This window comes from Salinimicrobium sp. TH3 (genome assembly GCF_026676115.1).
GTDB lineage: Bacteria > Bacteroidota > Bacteroidia > Flavobacteriales > Flavobacteriaceae > Salinimicrobium.
Genome location: NZ_JAPONB010000001.1, coordinates 451,182 through 466,003, shown reverse-complemented (window position 1 = coordinate 466,003; position 14,822 = coordinate 451,182). Strand labels below are relative to the sequence as shown.

Sequence of the window (14,822 nt, the reverse complement as noted above, 5' to 3'; positions counted from 1 at the left end):
TGACCTGCAAGGTTTCCAAAACCTTGCAGGTCTTTTTTACAATAAAACCTACAAGGTTTGGAAAAAGACCTTGCAAGTTAGGTATGAATAAAACCCTTTTAAGGTTTGAAACCCTGAAAGGGTTGATTTCATATCTTATTTCACGAACTCCTCTGCCTTTTGCAGCGCCTCGTTAAGTCCTGCAGGATTCTTACCTCCGGCAGTTGCGTAGAAAGGTTGTCCGCCGCCGCCGCCCTGTATGTACCGGCCTAATTCTTTCACTACTTTTCCGGCATTTAGTCCTTTTTCCTCTACCAGGTTTTTGGAAATATAACAGGAAAGCATTGCTTTTTCGTCCTGTTGCGCTCCAAAAAGAAGGAATAGATTCTCCATTTCATCTCCTAACTGGAAGGAAAGATCTTTGATCCCGCCCATATCCAGATCCACTTTTTGAGCTAAAAAGTTTACTCCGTTGATCTCTTTGATCTGGCTTTTTAGATCTCCTTTAAGGTTCTTAGCCTTATCGCGAAGCAGGGATTCGATCTGTTTCTTCAATTCGGCATTTTCCTCCTGCAGGTTCACCACAGCCTTTACGGGATCCTGAGCATTCTTAAGCACTGCTTTGATCTCGCTGAAGGTCTGGGTCTGTGCAGTAAAGTATTCTTTGGCAGCTTCATTGGTGATCGCTTCAATTCTTCGGATTCCTGATGCGACCGCGCCTTCAGAAATAATCTTAAAGTGCCAGATGTCTGAAGTGTTTCCAACGTGGGTTCCTCCACATAGCTCCATGGATTTTCCAAAGCGAACTGCCCGAACCTTGTCCCCATATTTCTCTCCAAAAAGAGCAATTGCACCGTCATCTATGGCTTCCTGATAGGTCATCTCCCGGTTGTCGATAAGTGGAAGTTTTTCTGCAATTCTGGAATTGACAAAATCCTCTATTTGATGAAGTTCCTCGGCACTTACTTTGCTGAAGTGCGAAAAATCAAATCGCAAATAATCACTCTGCACCATAGAACCTTTTTGCTCCACATGGGTTCCCAGGATACTCCTTAAAGCCTGGTGCAGCAAATGAGTGGCGCTGTGATTGGCTGCGATCCTTGCCCGTTGCGCAACATTTACTTTTGCTATAAAAGTACCCGTAATATCTTCGGGCAATTCTTTTGTGAGGTGAATGATAAGATTATTCTCCTTACGGGTGTCTAAAATGTAAGTAACACTTCCATTTTTTGCTTCGAGAACTCCCTTATCCCCTACCTGGCCACCGCCTTCGGGATAAAAAGGAGTTCTGCTAAAGACCAGCTGATAAAGCTCACCTTCTTTTTTGGATTCCACTTTTCTAAACCGCAGGATCTCCACTTCGGCTTCGAGGCTGTCATAGCCCACAAAACCTTCAGTTTCTGCATCCTTCACCACCTGCCAGTCGCCTGAAGTTACTTTTGATGCATTCCGGGAGCGGTCTTTTTGCTTTTGAAGTTCTGCCTCAAATCCTTTCTGATCAAGACTATATCCCTTTTCACTTAAGATAAGCGCAGTAAGGTCAATTGGAAATCCGTAGGTATCGTATAGTTCAAAAGCCTTTTTTCCTGAAACATTCTTGTCTTTGCTCTCTTCCATGATTTGATCCAGCATCACAAGACCCTGATCCAGGGTGCGTAAAAAGGAATTTTCTTCTTCCCTAATCACATTGGTAATTAAATTTTGTTGGGAACGCAGCTCGGGGAAGGCTTCTCCCATTTGAGATGCAAGAGTTTCAACCAGCTTATAAACGAAGGGCTCCTTTTGATTTAGGAATGTAAATCCATAACGTATTGCCCTGCGCAGGATACGACGAATCACATAACCCGCACCGCCACTACCGGGTAACTGCCCGTCGGCAATTGCGAAAGAAACTGCGCGCAGGTGATCTGCAATTACACGAATGGCAATATCTGTCTCCTCGTCCCTGCCATATTCCGATCTGGTGGTCTCACTTATCTTCTTAATGAGCGGGGTGAAAACATCTGTATCGTAATTTGATTTTACTCCCTGCAGCGCCATACAAAGTCGCTCAAATCCCATTCCTGTGTCCACATGGCTCTCAGGTAGTTTTTCAAGGGAACCATCGGCTTTTCGGTTGAACTGGATAAAAACCAGATTCCAGATCTCCACTACCAAGGGGTGATCATTATTTACAAGATCTCTTCCGGGTGTTTTTGCCTTCTCTTCAGGAGACCTTAGGTCAATATGAATTTCGGAAGAAGGTCCACAAGGCCCCTGGTCGCCCATTTCCCAGAAATTATCCTTTTTATTTCCGTAGATGATGCGCTCCTCGGGCACGATTTGTTTCCAAAGATCCAATGCCTCTTTATCCAGTGGCAGGTCCTCATCGGGGCTGCCTTCAAAAACTGAAACATAAAGATCTTCCTTGTTTAGTTTGTAAACTTCGGTAAGTAATTCCCAGGCCCAGGTTATGGCTTCCTTTTTAAAGTAATCCCCAAAACTCCAGTTACCCAGCATCTCGAACATGGTATGGTGATAGGTATCCTTTCCAACTTCCTCCAGATCATTATGTTTTCCGCTCACGCGAAGGCATTTTTGAGTATCGGCAATCCGCCTGCTGCCGGGGGTCCCATTACCCAGGAAGTACTCTTTGAACTGGTTCATCCCTGCATTTGTAAACATTAGCGTTGGGTCATCCTTCACCACCATGGGTGCCGATGAAACAATGGTGTGGGACTTACTTTGGAAAAATTCGAGGAATTTAGAACGTATCTCCTGGGATCTCATGAAAAGTTAAAATTTTTATATTATGCTTTCGGGAAAACAATTTTTATATTTGTTCGTTTCTCAAGCTGATTGTTGCACTGTTTTTGCAACATTATAGGTAACGCAAAAATAGAATAATTTAACTTATGTCTAAGGTTAAATATTATTACGACAGTGAGACGCTTTCTTATAAAAAGATAGAGCGCAAAAAAAGCCGTAGGTGGGGAATTGCTGCTCTTAGTGTACTTGGAGCCTTTCTCGCAGGTTTTATATTACTGGTCATTTACCTCAACATTCCCCAGCTGGAAACCCCCAAGGAAAAAGCGCTTACCAGGGAACTTGAAAATATGAAACTTCAATATAGCCTGCTCAACCGAAAAATGGAGCAGGTTGAAAATGTCCTGGCTAACGTTGAAGATAGAGATAATAATATTTACCGACTCTATTTTGAGGCCAACCCAATCCCCGAAGAGCAGCGTCTTGCAGGATTTGGAGGTATTAACCGCTATAAAGACCTGGAAGGTTTCAACAATTCCAAGCTTATAGTAGATAGCCATAAAAAGCTGGACATGCTTACTAAAAGGCTGGTTGTACAATCGCGTTCTTTGGATGAAATTGTAGAACTCGCCAATGATAAAGAGAACCTACTCGCTTCCATCCCGGCAATTATGCCGGTTAAGAACGAAAATCTTAAAAGAATGGCTTCGGGCTATGGCTGGAGAACAGACCCTTTTACCAAAGTGAGAAAATTCCATTATGGAATGGATTTCACTGCACCTCGTGGTACTCCTGTCTATGCAACGGGTGATGGCGTGGTGGAACGGGCAGATAACCGCTCCAGCGGATACGGGAACCACATTAGAATAGATCACGGTTATGGCTATGTGAGCCTCTATGCACATTTATATAAATACAATGTACGAAGAGGAACTAAAGTCCAGCGGGGAGATCTTATTGGCTTTGTAGGAAGCACCGGGCGTTCCCAGGCTCCTCACCTGCATTATGAGATCTTTAAGGATGATGAGAAGATCAATCCCATCAATTTCTACTATGGACATCTTTCTCCTACCGAATATGATGAGATCCTGGAACAGGCACAACTTGAAAACCAATCCCTGGATTAATGCATGTAGACCTGCCCGATAAACTTTATTACTCTATAGGAGAAGTAGCCACAGCTTTTAGTGTCAATGCCTCTTTAATAAGGTTCTGGGAAAAGGAGTTTGACGTGATCAAACCAAAGAAGAACGCCAAAGGGAATCGCAAGTTTACCCGTGAGGATATTAAGAACCTGGAATTGATCTATCACCTGGTCAAGGAAAGAGGTTTTACTCTTGAAGGTGCTAAAATCCACCTAAAGGAGGAGAAAAGCCGGAAAACATTATCTAACTTTGAAATCATTCGAAAGCTGGAGAATATAAAATCCACACTTATCAATTTAAAAAAGGAACTATAACATGAAAAAATGGCTTGTACCCGTATTGATCATAGGAGCAATACTGTTGGGAATATATTTATTAACTGTGGGTAAATACAATACTGCTGTAGAAAGACAGGAAAATGCAAAAACTGCATGGTCCCAGGTAGAGAGTGCATACCAACGCCGGAGTGATCTTATTCCAAACCTGGTGAACACGGTGAAAGGAGCTGCAGATTTTGAAAGAGAAACCCTGACAGATGTTATAGAAGCCCGTGCAAATGCGACCTCTGTCCAGGTTGACGCAGATAATTTGACCCAGGAACAGCTCCAGCAATTTCAACAAGCCCAGGGACAGGTATCTTCTGCTTTGTCAAGGTTATTGGTTACCGTTGAAAGATATCCGGAACTGCGTGCAACGTCGAACTTCCAGCAATTGCAGTCCCAGCTTGAAGGTACAGAGAACAGGATCAATGTAGAAAGGAACAGATACAACCAGGAGGTGAGGGATTACAACACTTATATTCGAAAATTCCCAAACAATGTTATTGTAGGTATGTATGGATTTGAAAGGATGCCGCTTTATGAAGCAGATGCAGGATCTGAAGACGCCCCCGATGTAGATTTCGACTTTTAAAACTTTCAAAAATGTCAAAAATAGAAGAATTTCTTAACGAAGAACAGGAAGCTGAAGTGGTAGCAGCCATAAGAAAGGCAGAGAGTCGTACTTCTGGAGAGATTCGTGTGCATATTGAGAAAACCAGTAAAGGAAATATTTGGGACCGTGCTATGGAGGTTTTTCATTTACTTAAGATGGACAACACCAAAGAAGACAATGGGGTGCTCATTTACGTTGCAATTGATGACCGACAGTTCGTGATCTACGGCGACAAAGGCATCAACAAGGTTGTGCCAAAGGATTTTTGGGAGACTACCAAAGATGCCATTGCCTCCAGTTTCAAAAAAGGTGATTTTAAACAGGGTCTTATAGACGGAATTCTAATGGCCGGGAAAGAACTACAGGAACATTTTCCATGGAGCGAAGGTGATAAGAATGAACTTTCGAATAAAATATCCACATAATGATTAATTTACTTCGGAATTCTCTTTTTTTAATACTTCTAACTTCCTTCAGTTTTACTGCCAGTGCACAAAGGGATATCCCGCCAAAGCCTTCTCTGGCGACGAGTGTCTATGATGAAGCCGATGTACTCACACCCCAGGAAGAACAGGCGCTGGAACGAAAGCTTTTCAATTATGCCGATACTACCTCCACCCAGATAGTTATAGCTACTATAGAGAGCCTCCAGGGGGAAGAGATCGCTACTTATGCAACCGAATGGGCCCATGAGTGGGGTGTGGGACAGGAAAAAGAAGATAACGGGATCTTCATCCTCCTTTCTGAAGGAGATCGATTAATACAGATACAAACCGGTTACGGGATAGAACCCTATCTTACCGATGCCCTTTCCCACGAGATCGTGCAGAACATTATTCTGCCGCGATTTAGAGAGGGAAATTACTACGCAGGTCTTGATGTAGGAACAAGTGCTATTTTCCAGGTCCTTAACGGAACTTATGAAGGTTCGAGACCAGCTTCGGGAGGAGGATCCTCCTCGCGCTTTATTATTCTTGCCCTCATCTTTGTTGTTTTTATTATCATCCTTAGCTCCCGAAATAAAAGAGGTGGCGGCCGGGGCGGATATCGTCGTGGCGGCGGACTCCTTGATATATTGGTTCTAAGCAGCCTTGGTCGCGGCGGATTCGGCGGCGGCAGCTTTGGTGGTGGAGGCGGAGGCTTTGGCGGTGGCGGAGGCTTCGGAGGAGGTTTCGGCGGCGGCGGCTTTGGCGGCGGCGGTGCCGGAGGAGGATGGTAGTCCGGAAGTAGGCTGTATTCAGTATTCCAGTGGGCAGTTTTTGCAGGCAGGAAATTGAAAGCGTTAATTCCCGGAGTGCTAATTTTCCCTATTTTTCGGAATATAAGTTCAATTGAACCGGTACTTTCAGACACCAGATTTCTATTTTCAATCCAGGGTTTTAATGTTTTCTGGCAAAAATAGATTAAAAAAAAAGTGCTGCTACTTTAGGTAACAGCACTTATTAGAATTTTAAAAGGTCTAAAGTTACACCTTTACCTTATTTTTTCCTGAAGTAGACGGAAACAGGCACACCTGTGAAGTCAAATTTCTCTCTCAATTTATTTTCCAGGAATCTCTTATAAGGATCCTTTACATACTGTGGTAAATTACAGAAAAAAGCGAATTGGGGCTGCGGGGTAGGTAATTGCATACAGAACTTGATCTTCACGTATTTCCCTTTGTAAGCCGGCGGTGGATAAGCTTCCATGATAGGAAGCATCACCTCATTAAGTTCGCTGGTTTTGATCTTTTTGCTCCTGTTTTTATAAACTTCCACAGCAGTTTCTATCGCTTTGAAAATTCGCTGTTTTGTGAGCACCGAAATAAAAACAATAGGCACATCTGTGAAAGGTTCCATTTCAAGGCGAATTTTCGCCTCGTATTCTTTCATAGTGTTGGTCTCTTTTTCCAGAAGATCCCATTTATTCACCAGTATCACGATACCTTTACGGTTACGCTGCGCCAGCCAGAAAATATTCTGCACCTGTCCATCGAACCCACGGGTGGCATCCATCACAATCAAACATACATCGCAATGTTCTATAGCCCGTACAGAACGCATCACAGAGTAAAACTCCAGATCTTCTTTAACCTTGGATTTGCGGCGTATACCGGCAGTATCTACAAGGTTAAATTCAAAACCAAAACGGTTGTATTTTGTATCGATCGAGTCCCGGGTAGTTCCGGCAATATCTGTCACGATGTATCGATCTTCCCCAATCAATGCATTGATAAAAGAAGACTTTCCTGCATTGGGACGACCAACCACCGCGAAACGTGGTAATTCGGCTTCTTCGGGACGGGTATCTTCGGGGAGAGCTTCTACCAAAGCATCTAACAATTCCCCGGTACCACTTCCGCTGGTACTGGCTATTGGAAAATATTCGCCCAATCCCAGGGAATAGAATTCCACCGCATTTTCCAATCTTTTTCCATTATCTACCTTGTTTACAGCAAGGAAAACAGGTTTATTTACCTTCCGCAGGAGCTGCGCTACATCTTCATCCATAGGAGTAACTCCTGATTCCACATCAACCATAAAGATAATGGCATCGGCTTCTCCAATGGCAAGTTCTACCTGCTTATCAATTTCGGCTTCAAAAACATCATCACTCCCCAGGACATATCCCCCAGTATCAATTACAGAAAAATAACGGCCATTCCAGTCGGTTTTCCCATAATGACGGTCGCGGGTTACTCCGCTCACTGAGTCTACGATGGCTTCCCGGCGCTGAATCAACCGGTTAAAAAATGTGGATTTACCAACGTTAGGCCTACCTACAATGGCTACTATACTACTCATAATAAAATTTTCTTAATAAGGCTGCAAAATTAGGGCATTTAAAACAATTGCCCGGCACTTATACCTGCCTAATTTTCAGGAATAACAGAGATAAATGTTTTTTAAATTTTGCAAAAAATAAAATGTGGTCGAGATTGACCTTTGCTACCAACAGAATTTAAAATTTACTTCTTATCCCCTGAATAACCAAAGCGACGCAACTGTTTTGAATCACTTCTCCAGTTCTTGTTCACCTTCACATATAATTCAAGGTGCACCTGTTTTCCAAAGAATTTTTCAAGATCCTTGCGCGCCTCTACTCCCACTCTTTTTAATGCGGCGCCTTTATGGCCAATAATAATTCCTTTTTGGGTTTCCCTTTCGACCATGATCACACTACGCATACGAATGATCTCTTCCTCTTCAAAAAACTCTTCTGTATCGATCTCCACGCTGTAAGGAATTTCCTTTTTGTAGTGCATAAGGATCTTTTCCCTTACGATCTCATTGACAAAAAAGCGTTCGGGCTTATCTGTAAGTGTATCTTTTGGATAGAACGGAGGCGACTCCGGTAAAAGTTCCACAATTCTATTGAAAACCTGCGGCACATTGAAACCTTCCAGTGCAGAAACAGGAAATATTTCGGCATTCGGAACTTTTTCCTGCCAAAGCTGGACTTGCTCTTCAAGTTGTTGCTGGTTCGATTTATCTATTTTATTCAGAAGTAATAAAACAGGGATTTCTGAATGGATAATCTTGTTGAAAAAGGATTCATCTTTAAGTTCCTGTTCTCCAATCTCCACCATATAGATCAAAACATCTGCATCTTCAAAAGCAGATTTGACGAAATCCATCATCGACTCCTGAAGTTGATAGGCGGGTTTAATAATACCGGGGGTGTCGCTTAGGATGACCTGGAAGTCTTCTCCATTTACGATACCAAGAATGCGGTGCCGGGTGGTTTGCGCCTTGGAAGTAATGATACTTAATTTCTCCCCCACAAAGGCGTTCATTAGGGTAGATTTCCCAACGTTAGGGTTACCTATTATATTTACAAATCCTGCTTTATGCGCCATAATTCAATTTTTCTTTGCAAAGATACTCATTTATAACAGCAGGAAACCTCCTATATGGTTTCCGGTCATTATATAGAATTGCATTTTTAATCTTCAATATCCTCTCTAAATCCTTTTAACAGATAATTATAACTAGTAGAGGTTCGCTTTTGTATTTTTGAAGGGAATAACTACCAAAAAGAAAATATAATGAAAAAATTTATGATTTTAGTTTTTACCATGGGACTTTTAGCTTCTTGTGGTGACAATGAAAAAGAAAGTTTATCCAAAGAGTTTGATGAATTAATGGCACAGAACGATAGTATTGCACAAGTTCATGCAGAGTTCCAGGCCACTCATCAAAGAATGCAGCAGAGCCACAATGAGCTTATGCAGCAGCTGGACACTTTACAGGTTTCAGATTCTACCTATTATGATCAAATGGCGCAAAATCAAGTTATCATTAAAAAGCATGAAGGCTTGTTAGCCGGTCATGAAGAATTAATGCAGGGCCATAAAGACCTAAAGGATAACTTCGGAAACCTGAGCAGCTCAGAAATGAAAGCCCAGATCTCAAAAATGAAAGAGGTGCATCAAACCATAATGGATGAGCACAGCACCATACGGAGTGAACATGAAGAAATGATGAATAAGCACGACGAAATTCGGAAAAATCTTATTGACAGCAACAGGGAAGTCGAACAGCAGCCCTCAGCCTAGGAAAAATAAATCCTGAAAAATTATTTATTCCCATAGTCCTTGAAAAAGGTATTATGGGATTTTTTTTTTGCTTTAAATATCAATGCTGTTAATATTCAAAACGTTATTCCCCAGTACCTGAACCGAAACGAGTAAAGTCCTCTGACCCGGAATTATGTCCTGAACCTTGAATTCATTAATCTTACCTGTAATATTTACCCCTTCTGTCACCTGCAGTGCACCGGTAAGTTTTTCATTAAGTTTCTCTAATTTTTTAGAAACTATTGGTCGAATGTCAAATTTCATTTTCTCTTTAAGCCTGGAGTATAAAAAATTATTGATAAGCATTTCCACCAGGTTATTTATTACCCACCCGTTGTTTTCACTCTCCACTTTAAATCGTCTAATTAGTAACTCCTGCTCTGCTTCCTGAAATCCCAAAGAAAGATGTGCAACAGCAGAAATTTCCCTGTTTTTAAAAAAAGTAGTAAGCAGCCTTAACTGCACATGTACTGCAAGATCAAAGTCTTCTAAATGGCTTCGTTCAAGATTAATCTTCTGTATACGGGCATGGTCGGCGGTTTGGCCATTTGCTTTTCCCTTACTTAGAACTTTTCCAAGTAATTTCTTCTGAAGATAGATTTCCAGCACCTTATAATTAATTTTCACAGGTAGGCGCAGGATCACATTATACTTATTTTCAGGACTTTTTTCCTCCATAATTTCTGGTTCCTTAAAATTAAAAGATAGTCATTTTTGTTTTTCCAGTCAACTCTATCCGGAAGGGGTAAAATTTGTCATAGAACAATGAAAGGAACTATGCCTTTTGTATTTTTACAGAACAAAAGAATATTCTTATGCCTCTTATCCTTCCCGTAGAAGATAAACATCCTCAAATAGGCGATAATTGCTTTATTGCCGAAAATGCAACAATAGTAGGAGATGTTATCATTGGAAAAAATTGTTCAATCTGGTTTACAGCCGTAGTACGTGGGGATGTGAATTCCATCCAAATAGGAGACCGAACAAACATCCAGGATGGAGCTGTTATACACTGCACTTATAAAAAAGCAGGTACCAGTATAGGAAATGATGTTTCAATTGGACACAGAGCAATAGTACATGGCTGCAGTATAAAAGACAGGGCATTGGTGGGAATGGGAGCAATTGTAATGGATGACGCAGTAGTTGAGGAAGACTGTATTATTGCTGCAGGAGCTGTGGTTCTGGAAAAAACAATTTGTGAGGCGGGCCATATTTACGCAGGAATTCCCGCAAAAAAGATTAAGAAATTATCTGAAGCCCAGATTGAAAACCTTAAGAAAACTGCTGCGAACTATATCATGTATAGCAAATGGTTTCGGGAAGAATAGCTAGTTTTCAAAAGAACCACAATCTGTGAAGGGAAAGAATAAGGACTATTCCTGCCACAGCCGCCAGCACAAAAAGTCCAATACAGGGAACATCGGAGTTTTTGATAAGCTTTATGATATCTTTTTTAGACATAGATCCTTTTTCTCCTCTATCTGCAAATTGGATGCCATTTCGCACCGAATGTTGAAAATAATTTTTCAACCATCTTTCGTAATTGTTTGGAAACCAAAATCTTAATTCAAGTGTGATATTATATTATGAAGGTTGTTTTACTTTACATTTTTTACACCCTTTACAAATGATACCGGTGCAGTGATTCATTGTGGGTTCATCACAGCCACAAAAGCGATTGATACGCGAGAAACGACTTAATAATTATGTGCTTCCCAAGTTATTTGTATCCGGGCCTTCAGCTCCCCGGAGAAATTTCAGTTTGTATATGGGTTCGAACTAATTAAAGCATATATTGTATTAAAATTCCCACTTTATCCAATGAAGATAAATTCAGACTTTGTTTGGGCAATAATCCTATTGGGATTGGCGACAGCTGCTTTTCTTCTGGGCATGAAAAAAGGAAGTATCAACGCCGAAGATCAACTGGAGAAAAGAATTGAAGAAATAAGAATCCTCGAAAACAAGAATCAGCAGCTTTCCGAAGAGCTTAGATCCCGGGGTGTCTATAGTTATCCCCAGGCCAATATTATTTCAAAGATGCAGGATTCTATTGCCATGGTACTTATCACCCTCAATGGAAAAGATCCCATTCAAAATCTCAAAGTAAGAAGAAAGGTTCATTATGACTATTCTTTGTCTAAGGATACGCTATACAGCCAGGATGTAAAATTTACAGATCTTGGAACTCTAAAACCTCATAATCCTTCAGCCTTTGAAATACCTTTGCCCGGCAAGGAAGCAGCTGTTCATCTTGAGTATGAAGCAAATAGAAAACAATGGCATCAATATATCTGGCTCAGGAAACCGGGAAATGGGACAATCAAATCCTTTTGGGTGATCACTAATAACAATTCTGTTATTATAGACCGTCATATTGATCCGGGTTTTCCTACAAATAAAGAGGGAGAGGTAGTTCTTTTAAAAGACAGGAGTATCAACTATGCAGACCTGGAAATGAATTCCATATTCTCTCCAAAAGGCTAAACCTGCACTTCCTCCAGTTGGGCTTTAGCAAGTTTATCACTGGAAACAACAGCTTTTGCCACTAAGCTCGAAACTGCGGCATCTCCGGAGACATTCACCACGGTCCTGCACATATCCAAAGGTCTGTCAATTCCAAAGATCAAAGCCAGTCCTGCCTCGGGTATTCCTGCCTGTGCAAGAACAATTACCAGCATTACCATTCCTGCTCCCGGTACTGCCGCCGATCCTATTGAGGCAAGCGTAGCCGTTAGAATTATTCCTAATTGAGTTCCCAAAGAAAGATCGAGTCCAAATGCCTGGGCTATAAAGACTGCTGCTACTGCCTGGTAGAGACTGGTACCATCCATGTTTATGGTTGCCCCAACCGGAAGCACAAAACTGGCAACTTCTTTTGGCACCCCCAGGTGTTCGGTTACCCTTTCCATAGTTACAGGAAGAGTTGCAGCACTGGAACTTGTCGAGAAAGCCAGTAATTGAGCAGGAGCTATTCCTTTAAAAAAAGAAAGTGGGGATCTTCGGGTAAAGAAATAAACCATTAAGCCATACACGCCAATCATTAAGAGCAATCCAAGAATAACAGTGAAGGCATACATACCAAGAGCGGCAAATAGGTCAAGGCTGGGGGAATCAATCACCAGAGTCGCCAAGAGAGCAAAAACACCAACAGGCGCAGCCATCATGATGATATCGATCATTTTAAGAATCACCTCATTTAAACCATCAAAGAATTCCTTAACCGGTTTTGCCGTATCCCCGGGAATAAGAATTAATCCCACTCCTACCATTAGGGCAAAGAAGATCACCTGAAGCATATTTCTGTTATCTGCAGCTGCTCCCATAAAATTTTCGGGCACAATATCCACTATTCCCTGGAGCGGACCGGTCTCCTGCTGTACAACAGCTTTAGAAATATTTGTAGAAGCCTCAGTTTCATAACTTGAAAGGAGGTCCAGTCTTGTCTCTTCAGAAATCGAAGCACCGGGTTTAATGAGGTTTACCAGAAGAAGACCTATACAAACTGCCACTATAGTGGTGAGAACAAAAGTAAAGACCGTTCGAAATCCCATTTTTGAAAGGTTAGAAAGGTCTTTCAGGTCGGAGACACCTTTGATCAGCGAAGCCAGGATAAGAGGAACAGCAATTAGCTTCAGTGCATTTATAAATATATTACCGAAAGGTTTAATCCAATCCCGGACAAAAGAGGGACCCCATTCAAACTGCGCCAACGCCAGCCCCAGAAATACACCCAGACTCATTCCAATAAGAATCTTCCAGTGCATTGGGATATTTTTTTTATCCATGACTTCAGAAGTTGTTTATATTAAAAACCTGCCTTATCCACAGATTTTATATCTCTTTAAGAACAAGGTAGGTGGTGTAGACCAGATAAATCAGGAGCAAAACACCTGCTTCCCATCTTTCGAGCCTTCTCTTCCCACCAAGGAACATAAATAGAAACAACAGAGCCGTACCTCCAAACAGGAGAAACAGATCGTTGTTAAAAACGGCATTGTATCCAATAGGTCTTACCAGGGCACTTAATCCCAGAATGAAGAAAATATTAAAAATGTTGGAGCCAATAATGTTACCTACTGCAATATCATTGTTCTTCTTAAAGGCCGCAATAACAGAAGTGGCTAACTCGGGCAAAGAAGTACCGGCGGCAACAATGGTAATACCAATGATCTTCTCACTCACCCCAAGAGTTCCTGCAATTTGCATAGCGCTTTCAACCACCAGCCTTCCTCCCAGGATCAAACCTGCAAGTCCAAGAATAATAAACCCGAAGATTCTGGTATTTGACTTGTCCTTTTCTAAACCCCGAGAGGTTGAAGGGACATCTTTTAATTGCTTATAGACATAAAAAAGAAAAGCCAGAAAGAATAAAATCAAAACCAAAGCGTCCCACCTGCTCAAAGAACTTTCCTGATCTACAAAAAAATCATTGACCAGGAAAAAAAGCACTACTGCAGCAAGTAAGGAAATTGGAATTTCTTTCCACACAGTAGTTTGCTGTACCAATAAAGGAGAGATCAATCCTGCCACGCCAAGGATAAAAAACAGGTTGAAATTATTACTGCCTATAACATTTGCAAACACTATTTCCTCATGCCCCTGATAGGCAGCTACCACGTTGACAACAAGCTCTGGAGCCGAAGTTCCAAAAGCAACAATAGTAAGACCTATGGCGAGATCGGATATTCTTTTTTTACGGGCAAATGCAGAAGAATTCTCTACCAGCCAGTCTGCACCTTTGATCAACAATAAGAGACCGGCAATGAGAAGTAAACTTTGTAGTATCATTAAATATGATAAAATTTTTTAGTTAAAAGAATAAAGGAAAAAGGTGAAATTGGGAAGAGACAGTGAAGATTGTCTCTTCCTAAAGTTTTTTGTGGCTATGCTGCAGAATTAATGGTAGGACGAAAAGCTATAAAGGAATTTATTGTGTTATTCCATTTCTCTGCATGTTTCAATTCATAGTCCTGAGTGTAAGTCTCTTCACAGTCGTACAATTTTATGATTCTAAAGGAACCATCGTACAACTTCAACTGCAGATCAATCTTTTGAAGGATCTGTTCGTTCCTTTTTTCAATTCTTACCGCCTGCACCTCCTGGAGCAATTCACATGCCCGCACTTCCCGAAGGTCTATAACTTCTGTCAACAACCCGTTTCTTCTCTTTTGTACCAGTAGAAGAGTTGTCTTTTCTTTGTCCAGCCCTATTATATTATTATTCCAATTATCCTTCTCGTCAAGCCGAAGACGAAGTTTCCGGGCCTCCTCTAAAAATGTATTTTTCAAATTACGTTCTTCTCTTTTCCCAATAAGGATGAAAATAAGATAAGGTACAAACACTAATGCCAGCATGGCAAAATCCACAATCAATATATCAAGTTTCATATAAGTTCAATCATTAAGTTTCATGTAAAAAATTTTAGTGTCTATTCTAAAAGGACGACACAAATGATG

General features: G+C 41.3%; 16 protein-coding genes. 8 read left to right on the top strand and 8 right to left on the bottom strand.

What is annotated here, in order from left to right; genetic code table 11:
- Nucleotides 1-135: 135 nt before the first annotated feature.
- Nucleotides 136-2,748, bottom strand: a complete 2,613-nt coding sequence (alaS, locus tag OU683_RS01985; RefSeq protein WP_268134625.1) for an alanine--tRNA ligase — start codon at nucleotides 2,746-2,748, stop codon at nucleotides 136-138.
- A gap of 125 nt (nucleotides 2,749-2,873) precedes the next feature.
- Between alaS and OU683_RS01980 the strand changes: the two genes are divergently transcribed.
- From OU683_RS01980 to OU683_RS01960, 5 genes are read left to right on the top strand one after another with little or no spacing between them, the layout of a single operon-like run.
- On the top strand, nucleotides 2,874-3,851 hold the full coding sequence (locus OU683_RS01980; RefSeq protein ID WP_268134623.1) for a M23 family metallopeptidase: 978 nt from the start codon (nucleotides 2,874-2,876) through the stop codon (nucleotides 3,849-3,851).
- On the top strand, nucleotides 3,851-4,183 hold the full coding sequence (locus tag OU683_RS01975) for a MerR family transcriptional regulator (protein ID WP_268134621.1): 333 nt from the start codon (nucleotides 3,851-3,853) through the stop codon (nucleotides 4,181-4,183). Before OU683_RS01980 ends, OU683_RS01975 begins: the two co-directional genes overlap by 1 nt.
- Nucleotide 4,184: 1 nt before the next feature.
- The gene (locus OU683_RS01970; protein WP_268134619.1) at nucleotides 4,185-4,781 is read left to right on the top strand and encodes a LemA family protein; all 597 of its coding nucleotides are present in this window, start codon (nucleotides 4,185-4,187) and stop codon (nucleotides 4,779-4,781) included.
- An 11-nt stretch (nucleotides 4,782-4,792) separates the two neighbouring features.
- On the top strand, nucleotides 4,793-5,227 hold the full coding sequence (locus tag OU683_RS01965) for a TPM domain-containing protein (protein ID WP_268134617.1): 435 nt from the start codon (nucleotides 4,793-4,795) through the stop codon (nucleotides 5,225-5,227).
- On the top strand, nucleotides 5,227-6,021 hold the full coding sequence (locus OU683_RS01960; protein ID WP_268134615.1) for a TPM domain-containing protein: 795 nt from the start codon (nucleotides 5,227-5,229) through the stop codon (nucleotides 6,019-6,021). The genes OU683_RS01965 and OU683_RS01960 overlap by 1 nt, the downstream gene beginning before the upstream one ends.
- Before the next feature lie 259 nt (nucleotides 6,022-6,280).
- On the opposite strand, the gene der is transcribed toward OU683_RS01960, so the two are convergent.
- Both der and era read right to left on the bottom strand, forming a co-directional pair.
- Nucleotides 6,281-7,585: a ribosome biogenesis GTPase Der gene (gene der / locus OU683_RS01955; RefSeq protein WP_268134613.1), complete on the bottom strand. Its 1,305-nt coding sequence runs from the start codon at nucleotides 7,583-7,585 to the stop codon at nucleotides 6,281-6,283.
- 164 nt (nucleotides 7,586-7,749) lie between these two features.
- Nucleotides 7,750-8,640: a GTPase Era gene (gene era / locus OU683_RS01950; protein ID WP_228914296.1), complete on the bottom strand. Its 891-nt coding sequence runs from the start codon at nucleotides 8,638-8,640 to the stop codon at nucleotides 7,750-7,752.
- A 189-nt stretch (nucleotides 8,641-8,829) separates the two neighbouring features.
- Between era and OU683_RS01945 the strand changes: the two genes are divergently transcribed.
- Complete coding sequence (locus OU683_RS01945; protein ID WP_268134610.1) at nucleotides 8,830-9,339, top strand: hypothetical protein; 510 nt, start codon at nucleotides 8,830-8,832, stop codon at nucleotides 9,337-9,339.
- A gap of 72 nt (nucleotides 9,340-9,411) precedes the next feature.
- Here OU683_RS01945 and OU683_RS01940 read toward each other — a convergent pair whose 3' ends face one another.
- Entirely contained in the window at nucleotides 9,412-10,038 is a 627-nt protein-coding gene (locus OU683_RS01940; protein ID WP_268134608.1) for a DUF4403 family protein, read from the bottom strand.
- A gap of 137 nt (nucleotides 10,039-10,175) precedes the next feature.
- Between OU683_RS01940 and OU683_RS01935 the strand changes: the two genes are divergently transcribed.
- Nucleotides 10,176-10,691, top strand: coding sequence for a gamma carbonic anhydrase family protein (locus tag OU683_RS01935; protein ID WP_268134606.1), 516 nt, complete (start codon nucleotides 10,176-10,178; stop codon nucleotides 10,689-10,691).
- Between the two features lie 7 nt (nucleotides 10,692-10,698).
- Here the strand turns inward: OU683_RS01935 and OU683_RS01930 are convergent, their stop codons facing one another.
- Nucleotides 10,699-10,824 carry a hypothetical protein gene (locus OU683_RS01930; RefSeq protein ID WP_255702490.1) on the bottom strand — a complete coding sequence of 42 codons (126 nt, stop codon included), beginning with the start codon at nucleotides 10,822-10,824 and terminating at the stop codon, nucleotides 10,699-10,701.
- 360 nt (nucleotides 10,825-11,184) lie between these two features.
- On the opposite strand from OU683_RS01930, the gene OU683_RS01925 reads away from it, so the two are divergent.
- On the top strand, nucleotides 11,185-11,850 hold the full coding sequence (locus OU683_RS01925) for a hypothetical protein (protein ID WP_268134603.1): 666 nt from the start codon (nucleotides 11,185-11,187) through the stop codon (nucleotides 11,848-11,850).
- Here the strand turns inward: OU683_RS01925 and OU683_RS01920 are convergent.
- From OU683_RS01920 to OU683_RS01910, 3 genes are all read right to left on the bottom strand, one after another.
- Nucleotides 11,847-13,151, bottom strand: a complete 1,305-nt coding sequence (locus OU683_RS01920) for a dicarboxylate/amino acid:cation symporter (protein WP_268134601.1) — start codon at nucleotides 13,149-13,151, stop codon at nucleotides 11,847-11,849. The genes OU683_RS01925 and OU683_RS01920 overlap by 4 nt on opposite strands.
- A gap of 46 nt (nucleotides 13,152-13,197) precedes the next feature.
- The gene (locus OU683_RS01915; protein ID WP_268134599.1) at nucleotides 13,198-14,154 is read right to left on the bottom strand and encodes a calcium/sodium antiporter; all 957 of its coding nucleotides are present in this window, start codon (nucleotides 14,152-14,154) and stop codon (nucleotides 13,198-13,200) included.
- A gap of 95 nt (nucleotides 14,155-14,249) precedes the next feature.
- Nucleotides 14,250-14,753, bottom strand: coding sequence for a hypothetical protein (locus tag OU683_RS01910; RefSeq protein ID WP_268134597.1), 504 nt, complete (start codon nucleotides 14,751-14,753; stop codon nucleotides 14,250-14,252).
- Between the last annotated feature and the right edge of the window lie 69 nt (nucleotides 14,754-14,822).